This window comes from uncultured Microbacterium sp. (genome assembly GCF_945952435.1).
Taxonomy (GTDB): Bacteria; Actinomycetota; Actinomycetes; order Actinomycetales; family Microbacteriaceae; genus Microbacterium.
Map to the genome: position 1 here is coordinate 1 of NZ_CAMFHZ010000003.1, position 25,574 is coordinate 25,574.

Consider the following 25,574-nt stretch of genomic DNA (forward strand, 5'->3'; position numbering starts at 1 on the left):
CGTTCCTTTGAGGTCGTTGAGCGAGCGCCGGCGGAGCCGGAGCGAGACGAAACGGTGCGTGTGGAGGCGGCGTTTCGTCTCGGTCGCCTGCGGCGTCCTCGCCCAACGACCCCCCGAAAGGAAGCGAGACGACTCGGAGCGTCAGAACCCGATCGCGTCCCGGTAGCGGGGCTTGTGACCGGTACGGATTCCGGAGACGCTCGGCTTGTTCTCGTACACGCCGGCACCCCAGTTGCCCTCGACGAGAACGGGGCCGTCCGGGCCGACCACGATGTCCCAGCCCACGTACTGCACCTGCGGGACGACACGCGCCACCTGATCCACGAAGGCCTTGACCTCCTCGATCATCGGCAACTGGAAGTCGGCGATGCGGAATCCCGAGTCGGGGTGCACCTCGTGCACGTGCCCGTGCGAGTCGTACCCGGCGCTCACGGCATGGCCGTCGTCGTCGAGCATCGTGTAGAAGCCGCCGAACGACATCTGGTCGCTGACCTCGCCGCGTCCGAACTTCTGGGCCATCGCCAGGATGTGCGTGGTCGAGCCGTCGAAGAACGCGGTCACGCGCGTGGTGTTGACGGTGCCGGGGCAGACCGCGGCGAGATCGGGGTGCTGCCGGATGACCTCCTCGACCAGGAGCCGGCCCTGACCGAGCAGGTCGGCGTGGAACGCTTCCCAGTCCGTGACGTCGGCCGCGTGGTACCGGAACACGCCGGATCCCGCCTGGCCCATCGGCGTCTTCACGATGACGGTGCCGTGCCGCTGAACGAAGTCGCGGAGCTCGTCCGCGTTGCCGGGCTTCACGACCATCCAGTCGCGGCGGAGGAAGTCGCTGAACTTCTCGTCGAACTCGAGCTTGTCGTGGAACAGGTGCCGGAAGGCCGGATCCGAGTAGCGCTCCGAGATCTGGTTCGAAACGGGGTGCGTCATGTACGTCGCACGCTCGGCACGGTTCAGGATCGCGAAGTCGTAGTCGATGTAGTCCTGGAAACCGACGTTGTGCCGCCCGGCGGACCAGAGCATGTCCACCACGATGGCGGGCACGGCCTTGCCGTGCTGCGCCGAAGCCTCCTTCGCGCGCTCGATCACCGAGCCGACGTTGATGCGACGGGCACGCTCGGCGAGGTAGCCGAGTCGAGAGGTCAGGCCGAGGCCGTTCGAGGGCATGCGAACTCCGGGTCGAGGATGGGGGACCGGTCCATTCTAGGCGGCCCTCCTCCGAGACCCCCGGGTGCGCCCCGCCTCGGGACGTACGCGCAGGGCGCCGGTAGGGTGGACGGGTGAATGAGACGCCTTCCGCCCCTCCGTCGCGGAGCGCGATGCTGCGTTCGGTCGTCTCCCGCGCCGCGCTGGCGGAGGGGGCGGCCCGTGCGGTGGACTCCGGCGGAGCGGGCATCGCCGATCTCCGTCGCGACGCGTGGGGCCACGGACTCCTCGACGTCGCACACGCGGTGATCGGCGCCGGCGCCTCGGCCGTGCGCGTGGACGGCGCCGCCGAGGTCTCGCGGCTCACGGCGGCGGGGATCCGCGCGACCGCCGACCAGCCGGCGGACCTCGATCCGCGCCTGCTCTACGGACTTCCGGACGCCCAGGGCGTCCTGCCGGGGACACCGGCTCTGCGCCTGGTCGGCCGGGTGCTCTCGACCAAGGACATCGCCGCCGGAGGCGGTGTCTCCTACGGGTACATCCATCGCGCCCCGGTCGACTCCCGGCTCGCCCTCGTCACCGGAGGATACGCGCAGGGCGTCGTGCGTGCGCTCGGCAGCAGAGCCGTCGTCGAGATCGACGGGGCGGTGCGCCCGATCGTCGGACGGATCGCGATGGACGTGTGCGTGGTCGACATCGGCGACGCGGACGTGGCGCTCGGCGCCGAGGCGACGTACTTCGGCGGGCGGGGTCCGGTGGCGGCCGGGCTCGCCGACTGGGTGCGGATCACCGGCATGACCGCGGGGGAGCTCGTGGCCGTGGCCGGTCAGCGGACGGAGCGCGCATGGGAGGCCTGACGGTGCCCGACGGGATGCTGTCCGGGAACGGCGGTGCGGCGGTGCTGCGTGCCGACGCCGCGGTGCTCCGCGGCAATATCGCCGCGGTCCGCGCGCGGGTGGCCCCGGCCGAGCTGATGATGGTCGTCAAGGACGACGGATACGGCCTCGGGGCGGTCTGGGCTGCGCGGGTGGCCGCGGAGGCCGGTGTCGTCTGGATCGGGAGCTACGACATCCCGACCGCTGTGCACCTGCGCGACGCACTCGGGCCGGAGCCGCGGCTGTTCGCGTGGGTCACGTCCACCGACGAGGAGATCGCGGCTGCGCTGCACGCGCACGTCGATCTCGGCGTGGGGAGCATCGATTACCTGGAGCGCGTGATCGTCCAGGCCGACGCGACGGGATACCGGGCGAGGATCCATCTCAAGATCGACACAGGACTGCACCGGAACGGCCTCTCCGCGGCGGAGTGGGAGGACGGGGTGCGGATCGCGGTGGATGCGCAGCACCGGGGGATCATCGACTTGGTCGGGGCGTGGAGCCATCTGGCCGAAGCGAGCGATGCCGAGGACGATGCCGCGCAGCGTCGGTTCCTGGCGGCGATCGTACGTGCGCAGGAGCTCGGCGCCGAGCTCCCGTTCCAGCACCTGACCGCCTCGGCGGCGACCTGGGAGCGGCCCGAGCTCCGCGGCACGCTCGTGCGCGTGGGGGCGTTCTGCTTCGGCGTCCGTTCGGCGGGCGGTCCCGACCTGTCCGGCATCGCGCCCGCCGCCGAGCTGATCGCGTCGGTGCGCCGGGTCGACGGGGACGAGGTCGTCGTGGGGATGGGATCGTTCGACGGTCTTCCGAGCACCCTCGGGGGACGGGTGCAGGTGGGGACGCCCGCCGGCCCCCGCGATCTGCTCCGTGTCGACGCGGACGCGTCGCGCGTCGCGGCCTGGCCGGGCGCCGAGGTCGGCGACGAGGTGATCGTCTTCGGACGCGGCGGATCGGGCGACGTGTCGCCGACGACGCTCGCCGAGGCGATCGGCACCGTGGGCGAGGAGATCCTCTGCCGTCTCACGGACGGCGTGCGGCGCGAATACCGCTGACCCTGACAGCACACCGGGGCGGGAGCGCGCAAAACGCCCGGGGCCACCAGGGCTCCGGGCGTTCGGGTCGTGAGGTCAGGACTCGCTGAGGCGCGACGTCTCGTCGTGCCAGCTCGTCGCCACGGCGCGCAGCTTCTCCTCGTACTTTCGTCCGTGGTGGGCGCAATAGAGGAGCTCGTGTCCGTTGACCTCCGCGGCGATGTAGGCCTGGGCTCCGCAGGCGTCGCATCGGTCCATCGCCGTGAGGCGGGGGATGACCGTGGTCTCCCGTTCGGTCGTCGCGTTCATCTCGATGCCTCCTAGGTATTTCGGGTCCGCTCTGAGGTGTAGTAAATACAACCACGCCGGGCTGGGAGTCATGCCCGTGAGGCGGCGTGTTTCGCTCTGCGCGTACGCGGCCCCCACCGGTCCGCCGGCCGTTAGGAGTGTCTGCGGCCCGCTGTCTGCGGCCGTCGATACGATGGACGATTGTGACAGCCGAGTACTCCGCCCACCATCTCCAGGTCCTCGAGGGGCTCGAAGCCGTCCGCAAGCGACCGGGCATGTACATCGGCTCGAACGGATCCCCCGGGCTCATGCACTGCCTCTGGGAGATCATCGACAACTCCGTCGACGAGGCGGTGGCGGGTACCGGATCCCGGATCGACGTCGTGCTGCACGCCGACGGCAGCGTCGAGGTGCGCGACCGCGGACGCGGCGTGCCGGTCGACGTCGAGCCCCGCACGGGACTCACCGGCGTCGAGGTCGTCTACACCAAGCTGCACGCGGGCGGGAAGTTCGGCGGCGGCTCCTACGCGGCGTCGGGCGGTCTGCACGGCGTCGGGGCATCGGTCGTGAACGCGCTCTCAGAGCGTCTCGACGTCGAGGTCGACCGCGGCGGCAAGACCTACGCGATGTCGTTCCATCGCGGAGAGCCGGGCGTGTTCGACGACCGGGGCGGCGTCCCGCGCGCGGACGCGCCGTTCCGCCCGTTCGAAGAAGGCAGCGAGCTGCGGGTCATCGGCAAGGTCGCCAAGGGAGTGACCGGCACCCGCGTCCGGTACTGGGCGGACCGGCAGATCTTCACCAAGGACGCGACCTTCCAGTTGCCGGAACTGGAGACGCGGGCACGGCAGACGGCGTTCCTCGTGCCGGGGTTGGAGATCGTGGTGCGCGACGAGCGCGCCACGGCAGGGGACGGCGAGGACGGCGCGGCACCGGCGGCGAACGAGACCTCGTACCACTACGAGGGCGGGATCAGCGAGTTCGTCGAGTATCTCGCGGCCGACGCCCCGGTGACCGACACGTGGCGCCTGCAGGGCTCAGGAGGCTTCACCGAGACGGTGCCCGTGCTGCAGGCCGACGGCTCGATGAAGGCGACCGAGGTGCACCGCGAGTGCGCGGTCGACATCGCGCTGCGCTGGGGCACCGGCTACGAGACGTCGATGCGCTCCTTCGTGAACATCATCTCCACCCCGAAGGGCGGCACGCACCAGCAGGGCTTCGAACAGGAACTGCTGAAGACGTTGCGCTCCCAGGTGGAGCAGAACTCCCGCCGGCTGAAGGCGGGCAACGACAAGCTCGAGAAGGACGACGTGCTGGCCGGGCTCACGGCGGTGCTCACGGTGACGGTGCCGGAACCGCAGTTCGAGGGTCAGACCAAGGAGGTCCTCGGCACCCCGGCGGTGCGCACGGTCGTGGCGCAGGTGGTCCGCAAGGCGCTCGCGGAGCGCTTCTCCTCGACCAGGAGGGACGACAAGAACCAGGCCTCGATGCTCTTGGACAAGATCGTCGCCGAGATGAAGGCGCGCCTCTCCGCGCGGGCGCACAAGGAGACCCAGCGCCGCAAGAACGCCCTGGAGTCGTCCTCCCTGCCGGCCAAGCTGGTCGACTGCCGCTCGACCGACGTCTCCCAGACCGAGCTGTTCATCGTCGAGGGAGACTCGGCGCTGGGCACGGCCAAGCACGCCCGCACGAGCGAGTACCAGGCGCTCCTCCCGATCCGCGGCAAGATCCTGAATGTGCAGAAGGCGTCGATCAGCGACATGCTCTCGAACGCCGAGTGCGCCTCGATCATCCAGGTCATCGGCGCCGGATCCGGTCGATCATTCGACCTCTCGACCGCGCGCTACGGGAAGATCATCCTCATGAGCGACGCGGACGTCGACGGCGCGCACATCCGTACGCTGCTGCTCACGCTGTTCTTCCGGTACATGCGCCCCCTCATCGAGGACGGACGGGTGTTCGCCGCGGTTCCGCCGCTGCACCGCGTGATCGTCATGAATCCGGGCTCCAAGCCGAACGAGACGATCTACACCTACAGCGAGCAGGAGCTGCACACGCTCCTGGCGAAGCTGCGCAAGCAGAACAAGCGGTGGCACGAGCCGATCCAGCGCTACAAGGGACTCGGGGAGATGGACGCCGAGCAGCTCGCGTCGACCACGATGGATCGCTCGGGTCGTCTGCTGCGTCGCGTCCGCATGGAGGACGCCGAGGCCGCAGGACGCGTGTTCGAGCTGCTGATGGGCAACGAGGTGGCTCCGCGTCGGGAGTTCATCATCGACTCCTCGGATCGACTCGCCCGCGAGGCCATCGACGCGTGACGTCAGCGCGGAGAGACTGAGCCGATGGTCGTCCTGCTCTCGGCTCCCACGAATCTCGGTCTGCGCCCGCCCGTGCGCGGCGGCGTGCCCGGCACCGCGAAGGCCCCGGAAGCCCTCAGGGAGGCGGGACTGCATCGTCGCATGACGCAGGCGGGCGCGGTCGACGGTGGCGTCGTGCTCCCCGGGCGCTACGTGGACGACGACGGGCGGCGCGCACCGGGGACCGTGCGCAACCAGGAGGAGATCGTCGCGCACGCCCGTCGCCTCGCGCACCGGCTGCATCGGATCCACGCGTCGGGCGAGACGCCGCTCGTGCTCGGAGGGGACTGCAGCCTGGTGATCGGCGCGGGATTGGCGAACAGGACGGGTCCCCGCGGCGGACTCGTCCACATCGACGGGCACACCGACTTCCGCCATCCGGGCAACAGCGCGCACGTCGGCAGCGTGGCGGGGGAGGATCTCGCGGTCGCGGTCGGCCGGCATCTTCCCGCGCTCAGCGACATCGACGGGCTGGGCCCGTATTTCGCACCCGCGTGCAGCGCGCACGTCGGCCATCGTTCCGAGGACGAGCATGCGGAGGAGCTGCGGGGGTTGATCGGTGCGGTCGTTCCCGCCGAGGACGTGATCCTGCACGGCGGAGCGCGGGCGGCGTCGCGTGTGCGCGCGGTCGACGGGCTGGAGAGCGGCTACTGGATCCAGGTGGACGTCGACGTGCTCGATCCGAGCCACATGCCGGCCGTGGACAGCCCGGATCCGGGAGGCCTCGCACCGGAGGAGATGGTGGAGCTGCTCCGTGCGCTGGCGCCCCACGCCTGGGGTGCGGCGATCACCGTCTTCGATCCTGACCTCGATCCTGGCGGCGCGTACGCGCGGACCGTGGCCGAGATCGTGGCCGAGGGCTTCGGAGAGCTGGGCAGCGCTCTTGCCCGTGCGTGACGCCGGAGAGGCGGGTCAGTCCCCGGCGATCGCCGCCCGATAGACACCGAGAAGCGCGTCGCCGTGCGCGCGTTGTGCGATGCGAGGGCGATGCGCGATCGCCGCGCTGCTCATCCGTGCGATCTCCTCGGGCGCGTCCCGCAGCTCGGCGAGCGCGGCGGCGAGGCCGGCCGCATCCGGAGTGCGGGAGACCCTGTGACCGTCGGCGGGCAGCGCCTCCGCGAGATCCGGATCGGTGACGAGGATCGGGAGTCCGGTCGCGAGCGCCTCCAGCAGCACCATCGGCTGATTGTCGAAGTCCCAGGAGCTGGACACCAGAACGTGCGCTGACCGCATCTCATCCAGCACGGCGCTCTGCGGGACGGAACCGCGCACCTCGACGCGGCCCCGGCCGAGGCGGGCGGCCCGGCGTGCGACGGAGGACCGGGAGACGCCGTCGCCGAGGAGGACCGCCCTGACCCCCGTAGTACGGGCGATCGCGTCGAGGAACACCCCGGGGCGCTTCTCCGGGGAGAGCCGCCCGCACCACAGCACGCGCAGCGGCTCGGTGGCGGCGGGCCGGCGCACCGGGGGATCGGCGGTCGCGTCCAGCAACGAGTCCTCCAGGCCGTTCGAGAGCACCGTGCACGGCGTCGTCATGCCCTGGGCGGTCAGCTTCGCGGCGAAGTGCGCGGAGGGCACGATCACCTGATCCGCGCGCTCCGCCTGGCTCACCATGAGGCGCCACATGCGCCGGGCGGACCGGGTGCGCGCATAGGGGGCCTCGGGATCGAGCCGCACGTCCACGGCGCCGAGACCGCGACGATGCACGGCGGCGAGGATCGCGGTCGTCACCGCGGGGACGGGCAGCACGGCGTGCGTGTAGACGTCGATCCGACCGTGCATGGTCTGCACGAGCGGGATCCTCCGCCGGCTCGCCGCGCGATAGGCGGCGAGCGCCGCGAACATCTCCGTGTGCACGTGCACCACGTCGAAGCCGACGAGCTCCCGTTCGAGCAGCGCGGTCGCCGATCCGAGCGGCCAGGTGAAGGGATAGCCGTCCGGAGCGAACCGGCGCGCGGTCGGCAGCCGGACGACGTCCGGATCCGTCGAAGGAGCGGCGAGCGGGGCGAAGACGACCACCTCGTGCCCGGCGCGCACGAGCTCCTCGCGGTGCGCTTTGATCGCGGTCTGCACGCCGCCGAGCGTCGGCAGGTAGTAGTCCGTGACCATCGCGATGCGCACGGGATCACTCTAGGCGCGGTGTTCTCGCGCCCGTCGCTGCCGTGTCGATGCGGGCCGCCGTTCTCGGGAGATGCCCTAGCATCGGGGCATGCTCTCGTCCGCCCGGCCCGTGCTCGTGACCGGAGCGACGGGATTCCTCGGTGGGCACGTGATCCGCGCACTCGAGGCCGAGGGGATCCCCACGATCGCCTCCGGGCGCGATGCCGTGGCGCTGCAGCGGCTCGTGACCTCCGGCGGCACGGTCCGTGCGTCCCTCGACGAACTCGCGGACGTGCGCCGCGACGTCGATGCCGTCGTCCACTGCGCGGCGCTGTCGACGCCGTGGGGGCGACCGCGCGACGTCGCGCACGCCAACGTCGAGGGGACCAGGGCTGCGCTCTCCTTCGCCGAGCGCAACGGCGCGCGGCGCCTCGTGTTCGTCTCGTCGCCCAGCGTGTATGCGGCTGCCAGGGACCGGATCGGCCTCCGTGAGGGGGACGTCGCGCCCGGGAAGCCGCTCAACGACTACATCCGTTCGAAGCTCGCCGCCGAGGAGCTGCTGCGGAGGGCGCAGCGGGAGGGACGGATCGCGGAGCTCGTCATCCTGCGGCCCCGTGGTCTCATCGGTCGGGGAGACCCCAGTCTCGTGCCGCGTCTGGTGCAGGTGCACCGTCGGATCGGGATTCCGCTCTTCGACGGCGGGCGGAACCTCATCGACGTCACCGCCGTGGAGAACGTCGCGTTCGCGCTGCGTCTCGCCCTCACTCGCGGCGATCCGGCGGGCGGGGTCTACAACATCAGCAACGGCGAGCCGCGTCCGTTCCGCGCGCTGCTGGAGCAGCTGTTCCGTCGTCTCGGCGAGGAGCCGAGGTTCCGGACGATGCCCCGCAGGGCGGCCTGGGCGCTCGCGGCGACGTGCGAAGCGGTCTGCCGCGCGCTGCCAGGACGCCCCGAACCGCCGCTGACCCGGTACACGCTCTCCACGATCGCGTTCGCGCAGACGCTCGACATCTCCCGGGCCGTCGACGAGCTCGGCTATCGGCCCGCGTTCTCGCTGGATCACGCCCTCGACGGTGCCGCGGCGGACGTCCTCGAACGCCTCGGGGAGGGCGGATGAGCGGGCGGCTGCGCCACTACGCGTGCGGGAGCACGGCGCACGACACCCGCACGCTGTTCCGAGGGGGCACGCGCGACGTGCGGGAGTTCCCGTCCGGCGTCTTCCTGTACGAGCCGGGGGACGGGCGCAGGTTCCTCTTCGACACCGGGTACGCGCCGGATCCCTGGCCGACAGGCTGGAGGACGTCCGTGTACCGCCGGGTACTGCCCCCCTCGCTGGCCCCCGGCGACGACATCGGCGCTCAGCTGGCGCGGGACGGCGTGGATCCCGACAGCATCGGCCATGTGATCCTGTCCCACCTGCATCCCGATCATGTCGGCGGGCTGAAAAGCTTCCCTCGCGCGCGTCTCGTCATCACGTCGGGGCAGCTTGAAACCGATGAGAAGGCGCGGGTGCGAGACGCGGTCCTCCCCGGTCTCCTGCCCGCCGGCTTCCCGGGAGAGGACCCGATCGTGCTGACGCCGGCGGACTTCGCCCCTGTCACCGTCGCGGGGCGGCGTCTGCGGGTCGCCGAGCCGTGGGCGGGCGCGGGGATCCGTCTCGTGGACCTCCCCGGGCACGCCCGAGGGCATCTCGGCGCGCTCGTGGAGGACCGCGTGCTGCTCGCCGGCGACGCGGCCTGGGGGACCGACCTCCTCGATGCCGCGCCCCGCATGCGCGCTCTGCCACGCCGGCTGCAGCACCACCCCGCCGCCTACGCCGCCACGGCGCGGACGCTCTCCGCCCTGTCCGCGCAGGGCATCCGGATCGTGTGCAGTCACGATCGGGTCGTCGATCGCGAGTTGCTCCCCTGATGTCGCGCCTGCGTGTGGTCGGGGAGTTCATCGCCGCGCGATGGCTCCGGCCGTTGCGCACGCGGGCTTGCGTCGAGCGACGGCAGCGCCGGCTCCTCCGACGTCAGCTGCGGTTCCTGCGCACCCGCTCCGCCTACTTCGCCGCGCGCATCCCGCGTGGGACCACGGACCTGCGGTCCCTGCCGCTCATGGACAAGGGCGTTCTGATGGACCGCTTCGACGAGCTCAACACGGTGGGCGTCCGGCGCGCCGATGCGATGCGGATCGCGCTCGGCAACGAGCGCACCCGCGACTTCGCGCCCGGCATCGGCACGCACTCGGTCGGCCTGTCCAGCGGGACGAGCGGGCATCGGGGGCTCTTCCTCGTCGCGCGCGCCGAACGGGAACGCTGGGCCGGGAACGTCCTGGCCCGGACCCTCCCGCGAGGGCGGATCCTCGGCCAGCGGATCGCGCTGTTCCTGCGCGCCGACAACACGCTCTACGAGGAGGTCGCCTCGCGGGCGGTCTCGTTCTCCTTCTTCGACGTCTTCGCGGAGCTCAAGACGAACCTGGCACGACTGGAGGCGTACGCGCCGACGATCCTCGTCGCGCCGCCGTCCGTGCTCCTCGAGATCGCGCGTGCGGTGCAGCGCGGCGTTCTCGGCGTCGCGCCGACGAAGGTCTATGCGGTGGCCGAGGTGCTGGAGCTCTCCGACGAGCGCCGCATCGCCGCCGCGCTGGGGCAGGAGCGGATCCATCAGCTCTACCAGTGCACGGAGGGATTCCTCGCCCACACGTGCGACGAAGGCGTGCTGCACCTCAACGAGGACGGGATCCTCGTCGAAAGGGAGGAACTCGGCGACGGCCGCTTCGTGCCGATCCTCACCGACCTGCGCCGGCGCGCCCAGCCCATCGTGCGCTACCGCCTGGGAGATGTGCTCCGACTGCGGGAGGCGCCGTGCCCCTGCGGCAGCGCGCTCACCGCGATCGCCCGCATAGAGGGCCGCGAGGGCGACACGCTCTCGCTGCCAGGGCACGACGGTGGGATGGTGCCGATCTTCGCGGATCTCGTCTCGCGGGCGCTGCTCTACGTCGACGGCGTGGAGGAGTACCGGGTCGTCCAGACCGGGCGCCGCACGTTCGAGATCGGACTGCGGTGCTCCGACGACGCGGCGGAGGAGGCGGTCCGCGGCGGGGTCGTCGCGGAGCTGGGATCCTTGGCGGATCGGCAGAGGGCGGTGCGAGCCGAACTGCGTTTCGTGCCGTACGCGCCGGACGGCTCCCGTAAGCTGCGTCGCGTCGAACGTCGATGGAGGGGGGAGGCGGACGATGCGCAGCTGTGAGATCGTCGGATGGGGGAGCGTGCTCCCCGAACGGGTGGTGCGCTTCGGCGACGCGGTCCGGTACCGGATCGACGATGACACGACGCAGCGGGACATGCTCGCATCCGCGGCGGCGCGCGCGCTGGCGCACGCCGGGATGACGACCGACGACATCGACCTGGTGCTCGGCGCCTCGGCCGCAGGGATCCAGCCGATCCCGTGCACCGCGGCGCTGGTCTGGGAGCGCCTGACCCTCTCCGGCCATGCGGCGGCGTTCGACGTGAACTCGACCTGCACGAGCTTCATCACCGCGCTCGACGTCGCGTCGCGATACCTCCGCGACGGCGACCACTCGACGGTGCTCGTGGTCGCAGGGGACGTGGGCAGTCGCTTCCTCAACCCTGCGCAGCAGGAGAGCTTCGAGCTGTTCAGCGATGCCGCGGTGGCCGTAGTCGTGACCCGCTCGGCCGAACCGGGGCGCGGCGTGCTCGCGAGCAGGCAGCAGACCTGGCCCGCGCATGCGCACGACACGGAGATCCGCGGAGGGCTGTCCCGCTCGCCCGCGCAGGACTACGCGACGGCGGATCCCGCCGACTACCTCTTCGACATGGACGGCCGGCGCGCACTGCTCGGCATGATGCGGGTCCTGCCCGACTTCTTCGCACGGTTCCTCGGCGAGGCGGCGCTCTCGCACGACGACATCGCCCTCTGGATCCCGCATCAGGCCTCCGCGGCTCTCGGACCCATGCTCGACCGGATCGGCGTGCCGGCGGACAAGCGGGTCGACGAGGTGGCGTCCTTCGGCAACATGGTCTCGGCGTCCGTGCCGTTCATGCTCGTCCGCGCGCTCGAAGCCGGACGCATCGGACGAGGGGATCTCGTCGTGCTGTGCGGCACGGCTGCGGGCCTGACCGCGAACGCCCTCGCGCTGCGGCTCTGATCCGGAGCGGATCCCGCCGGGCGCAGGGTCGTCTGCGGTCGTCGTGGCGCCGGACCTCAGGCCCCGAGCGCCGCGCCGATCGAGCCGATCACTCCGTCGATCGGCTGCCCCGAGCCGTCCCGCTTCGCACCGGTCTCCGGAAGGGCGCGGGCGCTGCCGTCCGGGCCCACCGCGAGCGCAGGCTCGACGCCGACCCAGGCCAGGGTGAGCCGGTCCTCGCCCTTCAGGAAGGCGTGAGCGCGCACCCCGCCCGTCGCCCGGCCCTTGCCCGGGAACTCCGAGAACGAGGAGGACTTCGCGCGCCCGGCGTCCGTGCCCGCGATCATCCCGGTGCCGCCGGAGACGGTCACGACGATCGCCTCCTCGCCTGCCGGGAGCACGGAGAACGCGATCACCTCGGCGCCCGTGCCGAGCTTGATCCCCGCCATGCCGCCCGCCGGCGCCCCCTGGGGACGCACGCCGGCCGAGGGGAAGTGCAGCAGCTGCGCATCGCTCGTGACGAACACCAGCTCCGCGTCGTCGGGAGCGGACCCCGCACCGACCACGACGTCGCCGGGCTTCATGCCGATGATCTCGAGCTCGGGCTTGGGTGCGAGCGTCGACGGCACCACGCGCTTGACCACGCCGGACCGCGTGCCGAGCGCGAGCGGGGTGTCGTCGTCGAAGCGGACGAGGGCGAGGATCCGCTCGCTCTTGTCGAGCAGACCGATGTAGTCGCGCAGCGGGACGCCGGCGGCGAGGTGCACGGATGCCGATGGGACGGAGGGAAGATCCACCGCGGTGAAGCGGACGATCCGTCCCGCGGAGGTGATCGCACCGATCTCGGTGCGCGTCGTGGTGGGCAGCGTCGCCAGGATCGCGTCGTGCTTGCTGCGTCGCCCGGATGCGGGGAGCTCCTGCCCCGGCTCGAGGTCGACCCGCACCGCACGCCCCGTCGTGGAGAGCACCACGACGGTGGGTGCATCCGCGATCTGCGTGTCGACGGGGCCCTTGGCCGCACGCTGCTTGGGCGGCGCGGCGTTCAGCAGCAGGGTGCGCCGCGGGGTGCCGTAGGCCTCCGCGGCCGCGTCGAGCTCCTGAGCGACCTGCGCACGCAGGAGGGGTTCGCTGGCGAGGAGCTCCCGCAGAGCGGCGATCTCCGCCATGAGGGCGTCGCGTTCGGTCTCCAGCTCGATGCGGGAGAACTTGGTGAGCCGCCGCAGCCGCAGTTCGAGGATGTACTCGGCCTGCGGCTCGCTGAGATCGAACACTGTGCGCAGACGAGTGCGCGCCTGCTCGGAGTCGTCCGAGGAGCGGATGACCTGGATGACCTCGTCGATGTCGAGGATCGCGATGAGCAGCCCCTCGACCAGGTGCAGGCGCTCCTCCCGTCGCGCGAGCCGGTAGCGGCTGCGCCGCGTCACGACCTCCAGGCGATGCCGCACGTACACGCTGAGCAGTTCCTTGAGCCCAAGCGTGCGCGGCTGCCCGTCGACGAGCGCGACGTTGTTGATGCTGAAGGAGTCCTCGATCGGGGTGAGGCGGTACAGCTGTTCGAGCACCGCATTCGGGTCGAAGCCGGTCTTGATCCCGATCTGGATCCGCATGCCGTGATTGCGGTCGGTGAGGTCGTTGACGTCGCTGATGCCCTGCAGCTTCTTGGCCTGCACGGCGTCGCGGATCTTCTCGATCACCCGCTCGGGGCCGACCATGTACGGAAGCTCCGTGACCACGATCCCGGTCCTGCGCGGTCCGAGCGGCTCGATCGAGACCTTCCCGCGCACCTTGAAGGCGCCGCGCCCGTTCGCGTAGGCGTCGCGGACGCCGTCGAGGCCCATCACGATGCCGCCCGAGGGGAAATCGGGGCCCGGCACGAACTCCATGAGCTCTTCGGTGGTCGCCTCGGGGTGTTCGAGCAGATGCGTGGCGGCGGCGACGACCTCGATGAGGTTGTGCGGGGCCATGTTCGTCGCCATGCCCACCGCGATGCCGCTCGCCCCGTTGACGAGCAGGTTCGGGAACGCCGCCGGCAGCACCGACGGCTGCTGGAACTGGCCGTCGTAGTTCGGCACGAAGTCGACGACGTCCTCGTCGAGGCTCTCGGTGAGGGCGAGCGCGGCCGGGGCCAGTCGCGCCTCGGTGTACCGCGAGGCCGCGGGGCCGTCGTCCAGCGAGCCGAAGTTGCCGTGTCCGTCCACGAGCGGGAGGCGCAGGGCGAACGGCTGGGCGAGGCGCACGAGCGCGTCGTAGATCGCGGAGTCGCCGTGCGGGTGCAGCTTTCCCATGACGTCGCCGACGACGCGGGCGCTCTTGACGTGTCCTTTCGTCGGCACGAGGCCCATCTCCGCCATCTGGAAGAGGATCCTGCGCTGCACGGGCTTGAGCCCGTCACGGGCGTCCGGGAGTGCGCGCGAGTAGATGACCGAGTAGGCGTACTCCAGGAACGAGCCCTGCATCTCGCTCGAAAGATCGATGTCCTGGATGCGCTCGTCGATCGGCTCGGGCGGCGTGGTGCGGGGCATGGGCTTCCTGCGGGTTCGGGGGAGCGGCGGAGGGCGTCTCGACACCGTGACCGGATCCGCCTCTGTGCGAGACTGATTCGGGTGACCCTCATGTTACCGGCGATCCCTCCCGGCACCCGGAGCGTGACCGGGGTGGCGCACGACCTGCTCGCGGCTCTCGACGGCAGGTCGGCGCTGGGGGCACCGGCGCGTTCGGTGGTGCTCGTCGTGATCGACGGACTCGGCGCGATCCAGCTGCGGGCGCACGCGGGCCATGCGCGGACGCTCGCCGGCGCGATGGCGAAGAAGGACGTGATCTCCACCGTCTTCCCCTCGACCACGGCCGCCGCTCTCACGAGCCTGCTGACCGGAGCCGATCCGGGTCGGCATGGTCTGGTGGGCTATGCCGTCCGCGACCCCGCGACGGGCACCGTCGTCAACCAGCTCTCGGGATGGGAGTCCGCCGGGGTCGACGGGAGCGCCTGGCAGGCCGAGCCCACGGTCTTCGAGCGGGCTCGGGCCGCAGGCAGGCCGGCCTTCGCCGTCGGGCTGCCCGAGTACGCGCACAGCGGCTTCTCCGCGGCGACCCTGCGCGGAGCCGAGTTCCGTGGGGGTCGGTCCGCGGTGGAGCGCGTCGCCCTCGCCCTCGCCCTGGCCGAGGAGAACGACGGGGCGCTCGTCTACTGCTATCTGCCCGAGGCGGACAAGGCGGGACATCGCCACGGCGTGGACTCGGGGGCATGGGTCGCTGCGCTGGAGGATCTCGACGCCGCGTTGACGGTGCGGATCCCCGACGGCGTCGGCGTCCTCGTCACGGCCGATCACGGAATGGTCGACGTCCCGGTGCACCGTCATCTCGTCATCGACGAGCGCAGCCCGTTGCAGCGCGGCGTCGCGCTGATCGCGGGCGAGCCGCGCATGCTGCACGTCTATCTCGACGATCCCGCCGACGTCCTGCAGGTCGCCGAGGAGTGGATCCGCGGAACCGAGGGGGCTGCCGACGTGCTCACCCGTGATCAGGCGACCGCGGGTGGGCTCTACGGGCCGGAGGTGACCCCCGAGGCCGCATCCCGCATCGGCGATCTGGTCGTTCCTGCGCGCGGACAGTGGGCGCTGTACGACGGAGCAGCGGAGGACCAGCGGTCCCAGGGCATGATCGGCCAGCATGGCGCGCTCACCCCGGAGGAGCTCCGCGTGCCGCTCCTGCGGCTTGGCGCGTTCGCGCGGTAGCGGTGCGGCCGCGGCGCCGGCTCAGTCGTCGCTGCGCGCGCCGAAGACGATCTCGTCCCACGACGGCATCTCCCTGCGCCGTCGTCGGGGCGAGCCCTCTTGGTCCCCGCCTCCGGAGGGAGCGGAGTCCGCCGGCTCGGACGGTTCCGGCGTGTAGCCCGGCTCGAGGGCGTCGAAGAGGGCGAGGGGACGTGCGTCCTCCGGCTCCTCCTCGAAGACCGGACGCGACTCCCGCTGGCCCCTGCGGCGGCGGAGCGCCTCGAGCAGATCGGCCGTGTCGGCGGGGGTCGACGGTGCGAACGACGCGCTGCGGGTCGCCGCCTCCTGCGCGTTCGACGAGGACTGCGGGTGTCGCGCAGAGCGCGGTTCGGTGGCGTCGGCGATCCCGTGGTCCTCGGCGTCCTCGCTCGGAGCGGGCGCCGGGACGAGCCGCGGGCCGAAGGCGCCGGAGTCGAAGCGGGTGTCGTCCTTGTACGGAGACGGGCGCTGCTCCTTGTCGAGGGCACGCAGGCGGGGGATCAGACCCTCCGGGAGCGAGCCCTGCCGGGAGAGCTGGGTCGCGTCCGCGTTGAGCGGCGAGAGGGCGCTGCGCCGCGGATCGAAGCCCCAGCGCGCATCGTGGTCGACGTCGTTCGCCGTGAACTCGAGCTTGACGATCCAGCCGGAGTCGTCCTTCCACGCCACCCAGCGTTCGCCGGACGCGGCGAGATCGGCGAGCTTCGCGCGGATCGCGACCCCGAACGTGGGCTGCGCGTCGGGCTCCACCTCGCTGCCGATGAGCACCGGCACGGCGAGCGCCTGCCCGACGACGTGCTCGCGCTCGGCGAGCACCGGACCCTCGAACCGCTCGACCGCGGCGCGGCTCACCCCCAGCAGCTCCGCGACCTCGGCCGCGGACATCCCGGCACGGATGTGCGCCTGGATCTCACGAGGGGAGGCCGCCAGCGGCGGCGCCTTCTCCTCGCGACTGGCCCTGGCCCGGCGCAGTTCCGCGCGCAGCACCTCGTCGATCGGGAGGGCGAAACGCTCTCCGGACTCGGTGGCGAGGACGAGGACGTCGTCCTCGGCGCCGACGATTGTGACGTGTTCCATGGCTTCTGCCCCTCAGGATGGGTGTGCGTTCATGGTGTCACGGGTCGATCCGTCGGGGCGGGAATACCGTGGGCGCGCCGCCCGTTCGGTCCGGCGGAACGAATGGCATTTGCCAAACGCACGCGCGTCATGCAAACTATGGGCCGCCGAACACCCCCGGCGCCCGCCACTCGCAGGATGAAAGTGGAGATCCCCCCTATGGCAACCGATTACGACGCCCCTCGCAAGAGCGAAGACGAGAGCGAGTCGATCGAGGCTCTCAAGGAGCGCGTCCCCGACAAGATGTCGGGATCGATCGATGTCGAGGACTCGGACAACCCCGGTGGTTTCGACCTCCCGGGAGCGGACCTCTCCGACGTCGAGCTCGACGTCGTGGTGCTGCCCCCGCAGGAGGACGAGTTCACCTGTGTGAGCTGCTTCCTCGTGAAGCACCGTTCGCAGCTCGACCACGAGGAGAAGCTCGGCCCGATCTGCAAGGAATGCGCTGCCTGAGCCCCCTCGACGCCGCACGCGCCTGGACCCTTCGGTCCGGGCGCGTTCTGCGTTCCCGGGGTTGTTCCCGGGAACTCGCGGTCGGGGACGACACATCCCGTGCTCGCCCGAGGAGGGGGGGTGCTCAGGAGGCGCGGGCGCTCTCGGCGCGGGCCGCGTCGATCGCGGCCGCGAGCCGGTCGGGCGTGCGGGACGAGATCGTCCAGCTCGGCGCCGGGTCGTCCGGATCCGTGTTCGGCACGACGACGATCCCGTCGATCCCTCCGCGGATGAGATGCCAGCCGCGGGCGGGCAATCCGGGGCCGCGTGCCTGGCGCGCGTCCTCGCCCGTGCGGATCTCCGGCTCGCCGAGCCAGGAGGCGTCGATCCACGCCCGTCCCGCGCGCAGCGTCCGGCGGTCGACCCGGACGCTCGGCGAGCCGAGGACCATCAACGCGATGATCGCCGCGGTCGCGGCGATCCCGATCACCAGCGCGATCACGGATCCGGCGGGGACGAAGACCAGCGCGAGCATCGGGCCGCCGAGGGCCGCCGCGAGGAACAGCCACAGGCTCGGGGCGAGCCGTTCGCGGTAGCGCGGGCGGGGATCGCCGACTGCGTTCTGCATTAGCCTCTTTCCGTGACCGAATCCGTGGACCTCCCCATTATCGCGCCCGAGATCCCCGTCTACGCGCACCCCGGCGACGCGGGAGCCGACCTGGTCTCGGCCGAGGCCGTCCGTCTCGAACCGGGCAGGCGTGCCCTGGTCGGCACGGGCGTGCGCATCGCCCTGCCGCACGGGTACGCGGCCTTCGTCGTGCCGCGCAGCGGTCTTGCGGCCAAGCACGGCATCACGGTCGTGAACACGCCAGGCACGGTCGACGCCGGCTACCGCGGCGAGATCAAGGTGTGCCTGCTGAACACCGACAGCGAGGAAGCGTACGATGTGGCGGTCGGCGACCGCATCGCGCAGCTGATCGTGATGCCCGTCGTCCGGGCCCGGTTCCTCCCGGTGGACGAGTTGGACGAGAGCGATCGGGGCGCGGGCGGATTCGGATCCACCGGCTACCACACCCAGAGCGCCGTCCCCGTCGGCGTGGAGGAGAACGCATGAGCGACGAGAGCACCCCCGAGCAGGACAGCGACGAGCAGACCACGGAGGTCGCGCCGCGAGACCGTGCGACGGAGGGTCCGTTCGACGAGAGCGAGGCGAACCCCGTCCGCCCGTACATCGACCTCGGCGCGATCAAGATCCTGCCGCGCGAAGGCCTCAACCTGCGCCTCGAGGTCGAGGAGCAGACGCAGCGGATCGTCGCCGTCGGCCTGGACTACGCCGACTCCACGCTGCAGGTGCAGCCCTTCGCCGCACCGCGCTCGAGCGGACTGTGGGACGAGACCCGCGCGCAGATCCAGGAGCAGATCTCGCAGCAGGGCGGAACGGTCACCGAGCGCGAGGGGGCGCTGGGAGCCGAGCTGCTCGCGGAGATCCCGGCGGTCGCCGGAGACACGGCGACCACACGTCTCGCGCGCTTCGTCGGCGTGGACGGTCCGCGCTGGTTCCTCCGTGGCGTGATCGGCGGGGCCGCCGCATCGGACGCCGAGGCCGCCGCCTCCGTCGAGGACCTGTTCCGCTCGATCGTCGTGGTCCGCGGCGGAGCGCCCATGCCGCCCCGCGACCTCATCCCGCTGCGCATGCCCGCGGCGCCCGGCGGCGCGTGAGCTCCCCCTCCCCGGACGACCAGGGGCGGTCCACTCCGGAGGAATCGGTGCAGACGCCCGCGGAGAAGTACTCCCCGCCGCCCGCGCCCTCCTCGCCGGATGCGGTCCAGACCCTCGGCGCCGCCCTCGGCGGTGCGGCGCAGCGGCTCGGCCTCGATCCGTCCTCGGGCGAGAGCACGGGCCGCGTCGTCTGGCGTGCGATGGGCGGATGGCGCGGCGTCCTCGAATCCGTGCTGCCCAGCGCCGCGTTCCTCGTCATCTACACGCTGCGCCCGGATCCGCTGTGGCTCTCGCTCGTGGTGTCCGTCGGCCTCGCGGCCGTGCTCTCGGCGATCCGTCTGCTGCAGCGGTCCCCGGCCGCATCCGCGATCGGCGGTCTCGTCGCGGTGGCCGTGGCCGCGGGCCTCGCCTTATGGACGGGACGCGGGCAGGACAACTTCGTGCCGGGGTTCTTCACGAACGCGCTCTACGGGACGGTGCTGCTGGTCTCCGCGCTCGTCGGCTGGGCGGTGATCGGCCTGGCCGCGGGGTTCCTCATGGGGGACGTTCGGGGTTGGCGGCAGGATCGACGCAAGCGGCGTGCGTTCTTCTGGATCACGATCGCCTGGGCGCTGCTGTTCTACGCCCGCCTCGCGGTGCAGCTGCCGCTCTACTTCTCCGGCAACGTGCAGGCTCTCGGCACCTTGAAGCTCGTCATGGGCCTGCCGCTGTTCGCTCCGATGGTCGCGGTCACCTGGCTCCTCGTCCGGGCGCTCTATCCGGCCGAGAAGGCGACGGACACGCCTTCGTCCGGCTCGGATCGCGCCGCCTGATCGGTGTAGGATTTATCTTGACGTCAAGATAAATCGACACCTTTCGCTCGTTCGTGCCGAAGCGCACACTGGTAAGGCCCGCCTTGCTAGCCGCCTCGGGAGCAGCCGAGCAAGATGGAGTCGCCTGTCGCTTCCATCCGAACAGAAGGAGACGGATCCGTGCCCACGGTGAACAGCTTCGGTGCCCAGAGCACCCTGACGGTCGGCAGCACCGACTACGAGATCTTCCGGATCGACACGGTCCCCGGCTACGAGAAGCTCCCGTTCAGCCTCAAGGTGCTCCTGGAGAACCTGCTTCGCACCGAGGACGGTGCGAACGTGACGAAGGCGCAGATCGAGGCGCTCGGATCCTGGGATCCCGCCGCGGAGCCCGACACCGAGATCCAGTTCACGCCGGCCCGCGTGGTCATGCAGGACTTCACCGGCGTGCCCTGCATCGTCGACCTCGCCACGATGCGCGAGGCGGTCACCGCGCTCGGCGGCGACCCGAGCAAGATCAACCCGCTGTCCCCGGCGGAGATGGTGATCGACCACTCGGTCATCGCCGACCTGTTCGGCCGACCGGACGCGATCGAGCGCAACGTCGAGATCGAGTACGAGCGCAATGGCGAGCGCTACCAGTTCCTGCGCTGGGGCCAGACTGCGTTCGACGACTTCAAGGTGGTCCCCCCGGGGACCGGCATCGTGCACCAGGTCAACATCGAGCACCTGGCCAAGGTCATCTACGACCGCACGGTCGACGGCACGCTGCGCGCCTACCCCGACACGTGCGTCGGCACCGACTCGCACACCACGATGGTCAACGGCCTCGGCGTGCTCGGCTGGGGCGTCGGCGGCATCGAGGCAGAGGCCGCGATGCTCGGCCAGCCCGTGTCGATGCTCATCCCGCGCGTCGTCGGCTTCAAGCTGACCGGCGAGATCCCCGCCGGCGTCACCGCGACCGACGTCGTCCTCACGATCACCGACATGCTCCGCAAGCACGGCGTGGTCGGCAAGTTCGTCGAGTTCTACGGCGAGGGCGTCGCCTCCGTGCCGCTCGCCAACCGCGCCACGATCGGCAACATGTCGCCGGAGTTCGGCTCGACCGCCGCGATCTTCCCGATCGACGACGTGACGCTCGACTACCTGCGCCTGACCGGCCGCGACGAGCAGGCCGTCGCTCTCGTCGAGGCGTACGCCAAGGAGCAGTCGCTCTGGCATGACGCGGCGAACGAGCCGAGCTTCAGCGAGTACCTCGAGCTCGACCTGTCCACGGTCGTCCCGTCCATCGCCGGCCCGAAGCGTCCGCAGGACCGCATCCTCCTCTCCGAGGCGAAGGCGCAGTTCGAGAAGGACATCCTGAGCTACGCGACCGGACCGATCGACGTCGCGGACGCCGGATCGTTCCCCGCCTCCGACCCGGGTTCCGTGCCCGGAGAAGAGATCGAGACGAACGAGATCCCCGTCGTGCTCAACTCGGGGGCCCCCGCCGAGGCCTCCAAGCCGGTCAAGGTGAAGACCCCGGACGGGCAGAAGTACATCCTCGACAACGGCGCGGTCACCCTGGCCGCGATCACGTCGTGCACGAACACATCCAACCCCTCGGTCATGATCGCCGCGGGCCTGCTCGCTCGCAAGGCGCGGGAGAAGGGCCTGAAGCAGAAGCCGTGGGTCAAGACGACCCTCGGCCCTGGATCGAAGGTCGTCACGGACTACTACGAGAAGTCCGGTCTCGACAAGGATCTGGAAGGCCTCGGCTTCTACACGGTCGGCTACGGCTGCACGATCTGCATCGGCAACTCCGGCCCGCTGATCGAGGAGGTGTCCACGGCGATCAACGAGAACGACCTCGCCGTCACCGCGGTCCTCTCCGGAAACCGCAACTTCGAGGGCCGGATCAGCCCCGACGTGAAGATGAACTACCTCGCCAGCCCGCCGCTCGTCGTCGCCTACGCCCTCGCCGGATCGATGAACTTCGACTTCGAGACGCAGGCGCTCGGCACCGACACCGAGGGCAATGAGGTGTTCCTCAAGGACGTCTGGCCCGACCCGGCCGAGGTGCAGGAGATCATCGACTCGTCGATCTCGCGCGACCAGTTCATCAAGCAGTACGCCACGGTGTTCGACGGAGACGAGCGCTGGACGAGCCTGCCCACGCCGACCGGTCCGGTCTTCGAGTGGGACGCGGACTCGACCTACGTGCGCAAGGCGCCGTACTTCGACGGCATGGAGGCCACGCCGGCCCCCGTCACCGACATCTCCGGCGCTCGGGTGCTGGCGACGCTCGGCGACTCGGTCACGACCGATCACATCTCGCCGGCCGGCAACATCAAGGCGGGCACCCCCGCCGCGCAGTACCTCACCGAGCACGGCGTCGCGCAGAAGGACTTCAACTCCTACGGCTCGCGTCGTGGCAACCACGAGGTCATGATCCGCGGCACGTTCGCCAACATCCGTCTGAAGAACGCGCTGGTCAAGGCCGTCAACGACGGGCAGCAGATCGAGGGCGGCTTCACCCGCGACTTCACGCAGGAGGGCGGCCCGCAGGCCTACATCTTCGACGCGTCGAAGAACTACCAGGAGCAGGGCACGCCGCTGGTGATCTTCGGCGGCAAGGAGTACGGCTCCGGGTCCTCGCGCGACTGGGCGGCGAAGGGCACCAACCTCCTCGGCGTCAAGGCGGTCATCACAGAGAGCTTCGAGCGCATCCACCGCTCGAACCTCATCGGCATGGGCGTCGTCCCGCTGCAGTTCCCGGCGGGGGAGTCGTGGGAGTCGCTGGGCCTGGACGGCACGGAGATCGTGTCGATCGCGGGGCTCGAGGCGCTGAACGAGGGCACCACGCCCAAGACGGTGCGCGTCACCGCCGAGCCGAGCGAGTTCTCGCCCGAGGGCAAGCAGCCGATCGTGTTCGACGCGGTCGTGCGCATCGACACCCCCGGTGAGGCCGACTACTACCGCAACGGCGGCATCCTGCAGTACGTGCTGCGCTCGCTGGTCTGATCCACGCGCGACGACGGGGCCGGTTCCTTCGGGAGCCGGCCCCGTTCGCGTGCCGCGGTGCGTGCTCTCGTTCTCGTCATCGGCGCCACACCCACCGACGCGGTGCGCGTGAGTTCTCCTTCAGGTGCGCGTGAGTTCTCCTTCAGTGGAAGCGGTGGTGGAACGACCGAGACGAGCCCGCGGCGATCCGTCACTGAGAGGGCGACGGCGTTCCGACGTAGCGGGACGAGGGTCGAAGGATCTTGCCGTCCTGCGCTTGTTCGCAAGCATGGGCGCCCCAGCCGATCAGGCGCGCCGAAGCGAACGTCGGCGCGAACAGCGCACGGGGGATGCCGCACGCCTCCATGACGACCGCGGCGTAGAGCTCGACGTTCGTGCGCAAGGTTCGGCCGGGCTTGAGCTCGTCCAGCACGCGCAGCACGGTCTGCTCCACGGCCACGGCGAGGTCGACGCGGTCCGACGCGAGCCCGTCGGCGCGCAGCCGCTGGGCGACCCCGCGCAGCAGACGGGCGCGGGGATCCTCCGTGCGGTAGACCGCATGTCCGAACCCCATGATCCGCCCGCCGTCCAGCACGCGCTCGCGCACCCAGGCGTCCGCCCGGTTGGGCGATCCGATCTCGTCCAGCATGTCGAGAGTGCGCGCCGGGGCGCCACCGTGCAGCGGGCCGGAGAGCGCTCCGAGGGCACCGCCGACGCACGACGCGAGGTCGGCGCCGGTGGATGCGATGACCCGCGCGGTGAACGTCGACGCATTGAAGCCGTGATCGATCGCCGCGGTCAGATACGTGCCCAGTGCGGTAGCGAGGCGGGCGTCGGGGGTGACACCCGTGAGCATGCGCAGATAGTCGGCGACGGGATCGAGATCGCCGTCCGGCTCGATCGCGTCGCGCCCCTCGCTCCGTCGGTGGAGCGCGGCGATCAGGGCCGGCGCGACCGCCGCGAGCCGGATCGCGTCATCGATGCGCTCCGTCTCGGACTCGTCGTACAGAGCACGCCTGCCGTCCGCGGCCGAGATCAGGGCGAGGCCGGTGCGCAGCTGTGCCATGGGCTCCAGGCTCGACGCTGCGATCGCCGACAGGGCTTCGTGCAGGCTTTCGGGGATCGCGCGCGCGGCCGATGTGCGGGCTCGGAAAGCGGCGGCGGCTTCGCGGCCCTGGGGAAGTCCGCCGAGCGTGACCAGGTTCCAGGCGTCCTCGAATCGGGCTTCAGCTGCCAGCTCGACTCCCGAGACGCCCCGGTACTGGAAGAAGCCCTCCTCACCGCGGACGTCGCCGATCGAGGTCTCGGCGACGACGACGTTGGTGAGCCCTCGCGGGACGTCGATGAGCTGCGTGTCGTTGCGATCGATGGTGATGGCCATGTCGGCTCCTCTCTGTCGAGTCGCGGATGGCGGCTCTGTGCTCCTCGGAGGCGCGATGCGGCCTCTCCCTCACCCTGCAGAGTGGATCCGGATATCGTCAATGTTGATCCGATCAATGACGGGAGTCGCACATGGAAGCACTCACGGCGGCGCAGACCGCGGCGCGTCTCGGCGTGCGGACGGAGACGCTCTATGCGTACGTCTCGCGCGGCCTGATCTCGCGGGAGCGCGGGGCGCACGGCTCCCTTTTCGACCCGCTCGAGGTCGAGCGCTTCGCCCGTACCCGCCGCCGGGCGACCTCGCCTTCGCACGGCGCCGCTCCGTCCGCCGGCGCCGACGGAAGCCCGTTGGCGGTTATCGACACCGACATCGCGTTGATCGAGGACGGGGAGCTCTGGATCCGCGGGGTGCCCATCGACGAGCTGGTCGCGCGTGCGGGCGATCAGCCGAGGTTCGACGCGGTCGTGCGGTGGCTCTTCGCGCGCACCGATGCGCCGTCGGACGTTGCGCTGCCGCTGGAACGCCCCGAGAGTGCCGCGGCGCTTCGCGTGGTCGCCGCGCTGCCCCCCGCTGCCGGGGCGTTCAGCCGCCTGCTCGCGGCGGTCGCGGCTCTCGCGGCCGACGATCCGGAACGCTACGATCTTCGCACGGAAGCCGTGGCGCGCGTCGCGCCCCGTCTCGTGGCCGGACTCGTGGACGCGCTCCCGACGGTCGGCGTCGAGCAGGACGTGAGCGAGGGGACGACGTCGACTCGTGTCGCCGGCGTCGAGCATGTGGCTGCACGGCTCTGGCCCCGACTCACGGCGCTCCCGGCGTCGCCCGACCGTGTGCGGGTGCTCGACGCCGCGCTCGTGCTGCTCGTCGACCACGACATGGCGGCGTCGACGCTTGCTGCGCGGGCTGCGGCGTCGGCGCGCGCCCATCCCTACGCGGTCGTGGCGGCGGGATTCGGCGCGCTCGACTCGGCGCTGCACGGCGCGGTGAGCGCGGCCGTGCATGCACTGCTGCGGCAGGTGCAGGACGGAGCGGACCCGGCAGCCGCGGTGGCGACCGCGACGCGTCTCGGCGGCGCGGGCATCCCCGGCTTCGGGCAGCTGCTGTACCCCGAAGGGGATCCGCGCGCGCGGCTGCTGCTCCGGCTGATGCGGGAGACCGGCGATCCGCGAGCACACGCCGCGCTCGGCCTGGGGGAGCGGGTCGCCGCCGTCGTGCGAGCGAGGACGGGACTTCACCCGACCGTCGACCTCGCGCTCGCGGTGATGGCGCTCGCCTGGAACATGCCCGCCGACGCCGGGGAGACGGTCTTCGCCGTGGCCCGTGCGGCCGGCTGGTGCGCGCACGCGCAGGACGAGTATGGACGGGCGCCGCTGCGACTGCGACCGATCGGGCACTACGTCGGTCCGGATGCGGCGGATCTCCAGCGCCCCGGGCGCAATGCTCGGTAGTCTGGATCGGTGCGGAGGCCTTCGGACCGCCGCACCGATC

Annotated in this window: 22 protein-coding genes; 15 read left to right on the forward strand and 7 right to left on the reverse strand. The window is 71.1% G+C overall.

Annotation, left to right across the window (positions count from 1 at the left end; all coding sequences use genetic code 11):
* Positions 1-141: 141 nt before the first annotated feature.
* Positions 142-1,164: a sugar-transfer associated ATP-grasp domain-containing protein gene (locus Q0P88_RS01825; protein ID WP_295010583.1), complete on the reverse strand. Its 1,023-nt coding sequence runs from the start codon at positions 1,162-1,164 to the stop codon at positions 142-144.
* A 113-nt stretch (positions 1,165-1,277) separates the two neighbouring features.
* Between Q0P88_RS01825 and Q0P88_RS01830 the strand changes: the two genes are divergently transcribed.
* Both Q0P88_RS01830 and Q0P88_RS01835 read left to right on the forward strand, forming a co-directional pair.
* Positions 1,278-2,000 (forward strand): alanine racemase C-terminal domain-containing protein, encoded by a 723-nt coding sequence (locus Q0P88_RS01830; protein WP_295010584.1) that lies wholly within the window; start codon positions 1,278-1,280, stop codon positions 1,998-2,000.
* Positions 1,988-3,070 (forward strand): alanine racemase, encoded by a 1,083-nt coding sequence (locus tag Q0P88_RS01835; RefSeq protein ID WP_295010585.1) that lies wholly within the window; start codon positions 1,988-1,990, stop codon positions 3,068-3,070. Before Q0P88_RS01830 ends, Q0P88_RS01835 begins: the two co-directional genes overlap by 13 nt.
* Positions 3,071-3,145: 75 nt before the next feature.
* On the opposite strand, the gene Q0P88_RS01840 is transcribed toward Q0P88_RS01835, so the two are convergent.
* Positions 3,146-3,358, reverse strand: a complete 213-nt coding sequence (locus tag Q0P88_RS01840) for a hypothetical protein (protein WP_295010586.1) — start codon at positions 3,356-3,358, stop codon at positions 3,146-3,148.
* A gap of 182 nt (positions 3,359-3,540) precedes the next feature.
* Between Q0P88_RS01840 and Q0P88_RS01845 the strand changes: the two genes are divergently transcribed.
* Both Q0P88_RS01845 and Q0P88_RS01850 read left to right on the forward strand, forming a co-directional pair.
* Positions 3,541-5,652, forward strand: coding sequence for a type IIA DNA topoisomerase subunit B (locus Q0P88_RS01845; protein ID WP_295010587.1), 2,112 nt, complete (start codon positions 3,541-3,543; stop codon positions 5,650-5,652).
* 24 nt (positions 5,653-5,676) lie between these two features.
* Positions 5,677-6,588 carry an arginase family protein gene (locus Q0P88_RS01850; RefSeq protein ID WP_295010588.1) on the forward strand — a complete coding sequence of 304 codons (912 nt, stop codon included), beginning with the start codon at positions 5,677-5,679 and terminating at the stop codon, positions 6,586-6,588.
* A 15-nt stretch (positions 6,589-6,603) separates the two neighbouring features.
* On the opposite strand, the gene Q0P88_RS01855 is transcribed toward Q0P88_RS01850, so the two are convergent.
* Complete coding sequence (locus Q0P88_RS01855; protein WP_295010589.1) at positions 6,604-7,812, reverse strand: glycosyltransferase; 1,209 nt, start codon at positions 7,810-7,812, stop codon at positions 6,604-6,606.
* Between the two features lie 88 nt (positions 7,813-7,900).
* Here Q0P88_RS01855 and Q0P88_RS01860 point away from each other — a divergent pair, with 88 nt between their 5' ends.
* Genes Q0P88_RS01860 through Q0P88_RS01875 form a run of 4 tightly spaced genes read left to right on the forward strand, consistent with a single transcriptional unit; the run spans position 7,901 to position 11,943 of the window.
* Positions 7,901-8,908 (forward strand): NAD(P)-dependent oxidoreductase, encoded by a 1,008-nt coding sequence (locus Q0P88_RS01860; RefSeq protein ID WP_295010590.1) that lies wholly within the window; start codon positions 7,901-7,903, stop codon positions 8,906-8,908.
* Positions 8,905-9,702 (forward strand): MBL fold metallo-hydrolase, encoded by a 798-nt coding sequence (locus Q0P88_RS01865; protein ID WP_295010591.1) that lies wholly within the window; start codon positions 8,905-8,907, stop codon positions 9,700-9,702. The genes Q0P88_RS01860 and Q0P88_RS01865 overlap by 4 nt, the downstream gene beginning before the upstream one ends.
* A complete protein-coding gene (locus Q0P88_RS01870) occupies positions 9,702-11,024 on the forward strand; it encodes a F390 synthetase-related protein (protein WP_295010592.1) in 1,323 nt (440 codons plus the stop codon). Before Q0P88_RS01865 ends, Q0P88_RS01870 begins: the two co-directional genes overlap by 1 nt.
* Entirely contained in the window at positions 11,011-11,943 is a 933-nt protein-coding gene (locus tag Q0P88_RS01875; RefSeq protein ID WP_295010593.1) for a 3-oxoacyl-[acyl-carrier-protein] synthase III C-terminal domain-containing protein, read from the forward strand. Before Q0P88_RS01870 ends, Q0P88_RS01875 begins: the two co-directional genes overlap by 14 nt.
* 56 nt (positions 11,944-11,999) lie before the next feature.
* Here the strand turns inward: Q0P88_RS01875 and Q0P88_RS01880 are convergent, their stop codons facing one another.
* Complete coding sequence (locus tag Q0P88_RS01880; RefSeq protein ID WP_295010594.1) at positions 12,000-14,444, reverse strand: DNA topoisomerase (ATP-hydrolyzing) subunit A; 2,445 nt, start codon at positions 14,442-14,444, stop codon at positions 12,000-12,002.
* Positions 14,445-14,534: 90 nt separating this feature from the next.
* Here Q0P88_RS01880 and Q0P88_RS01885 point away from each other — a divergent pair, with 90 nt between their 5' ends.
* Positions 14,535-15,653: an alkaline phosphatase family protein gene (locus Q0P88_RS01885; RefSeq protein ID WP_295010774.1), complete on the forward strand. Its 1,119-nt coding sequence runs from the start codon at positions 14,535-14,537 to the stop codon at positions 15,651-15,653.
* 21 nt (positions 15,654-15,674) lie between these two features.
* On the opposite strand, the gene sepH is transcribed toward Q0P88_RS01885, so the two are convergent.
* Positions 15,675-16,745, reverse strand: a complete 1,071-nt coding sequence (gene sepH / locus Q0P88_RS01890; RefSeq protein WP_295010595.1) for a septation protein SepH — start codon at positions 16,743-16,745, stop codon at positions 15,675-15,677.
* A gap of 198 nt (positions 16,746-16,943) precedes the next feature.
* On the opposite strand from sepH, the gene Q0P88_RS01895 reads away from it, so the two are divergent.
* Positions 16,944-17,237, forward strand: coding sequence for a DUF4193 domain-containing protein (locus Q0P88_RS01895; protein WP_295010596.1), 294 nt, complete (start codon positions 16,944-16,946; stop codon positions 17,235-17,237).
* 124 nt (positions 17,238-17,361) lie between these two features.
* Here the strand turns inward: Q0P88_RS01895 and Q0P88_RS01900 are convergent, their stop codons facing one another.
* Entirely contained in the window at positions 17,362-17,844 is a 483-nt protein-coding gene (locus tag Q0P88_RS01900; protein ID WP_295010597.1) for a DUF3093 domain-containing protein, read from the reverse strand.
* 12 nt (positions 17,845-17,856) lie between these two features.
* Here Q0P88_RS01900 and dut point away from each other — a divergent pair, with 12 nt between their 5' ends.
* The 4 genes from dut (at position 17,857) to acnA (ending at position 22,729) form a co-directional block, all read left to right on the forward strand.
* Positions 17,857-18,330 carry a dUTP diphosphatase gene (dut, locus tag Q0P88_RS01905; protein WP_295010598.1) on the forward strand — a complete coding sequence of 158 codons (474 nt, stop codon included), beginning with the start codon at positions 17,857-17,859 and terminating at the stop codon, positions 18,328-18,330.
* Positions 18,327-18,935 (forward strand): DUF3710 domain-containing protein, encoded by a 609-nt coding sequence (locus Q0P88_RS01910; RefSeq protein WP_295010599.1) that lies wholly within the window; start codon positions 18,327-18,329, stop codon positions 18,933-18,935. The genes dut and Q0P88_RS01910 overlap by 4 nt, the downstream gene beginning before the upstream one ends.
* The gene (locus Q0P88_RS01915; protein ID WP_295010600.1) at positions 18,932-19,747 is read left to right on the forward strand and encodes a DUF3159 domain-containing protein; all 816 of its coding nucleotides are present in this window, start codon (positions 18,932-18,934) and stop codon (positions 19,745-19,747) included. Before Q0P88_RS01910 ends, Q0P88_RS01915 begins: the two co-directional genes overlap by 4 nt.
* Before the next feature lie 159 nt (positions 19,748-19,906).
* A complete protein-coding gene (acnA, locus tag Q0P88_RS01920) occupies positions 19,907-22,729 on the forward strand; it encodes an aconitate hydratase AcnA (RefSeq protein ID WP_295010601.1) in 2,823 nt (940 codons plus the stop codon).
* A 190-nt stretch (positions 22,730-22,919) separates the two neighbouring features.
* On the opposite strand, the gene Q0P88_RS01925 is transcribed toward acnA, so the two are convergent.
* On the reverse strand, positions 22,920-24,089 hold the full coding sequence (locus tag Q0P88_RS01925; protein WP_295010602.1) for a citrate synthase: 1,170 nt from the start codon (positions 24,087-24,089) through the stop codon (positions 22,920-22,922).
* Positions 24,090-24,220: 131 nt separating this feature from the next.
* On the opposite strand from Q0P88_RS01925, the gene Q0P88_RS01930 reads away from it, so the two are divergent.
* A complete protein-coding gene (locus Q0P88_RS01930) occupies positions 24,221-25,534 on the forward strand; it encodes a citrate/2-methylcitrate synthase (protein WP_295010603.1) in 1,314 nt (437 codons plus the stop codon).
* Positions 25,535-25,574: the final 40 nt, after the last annotated feature.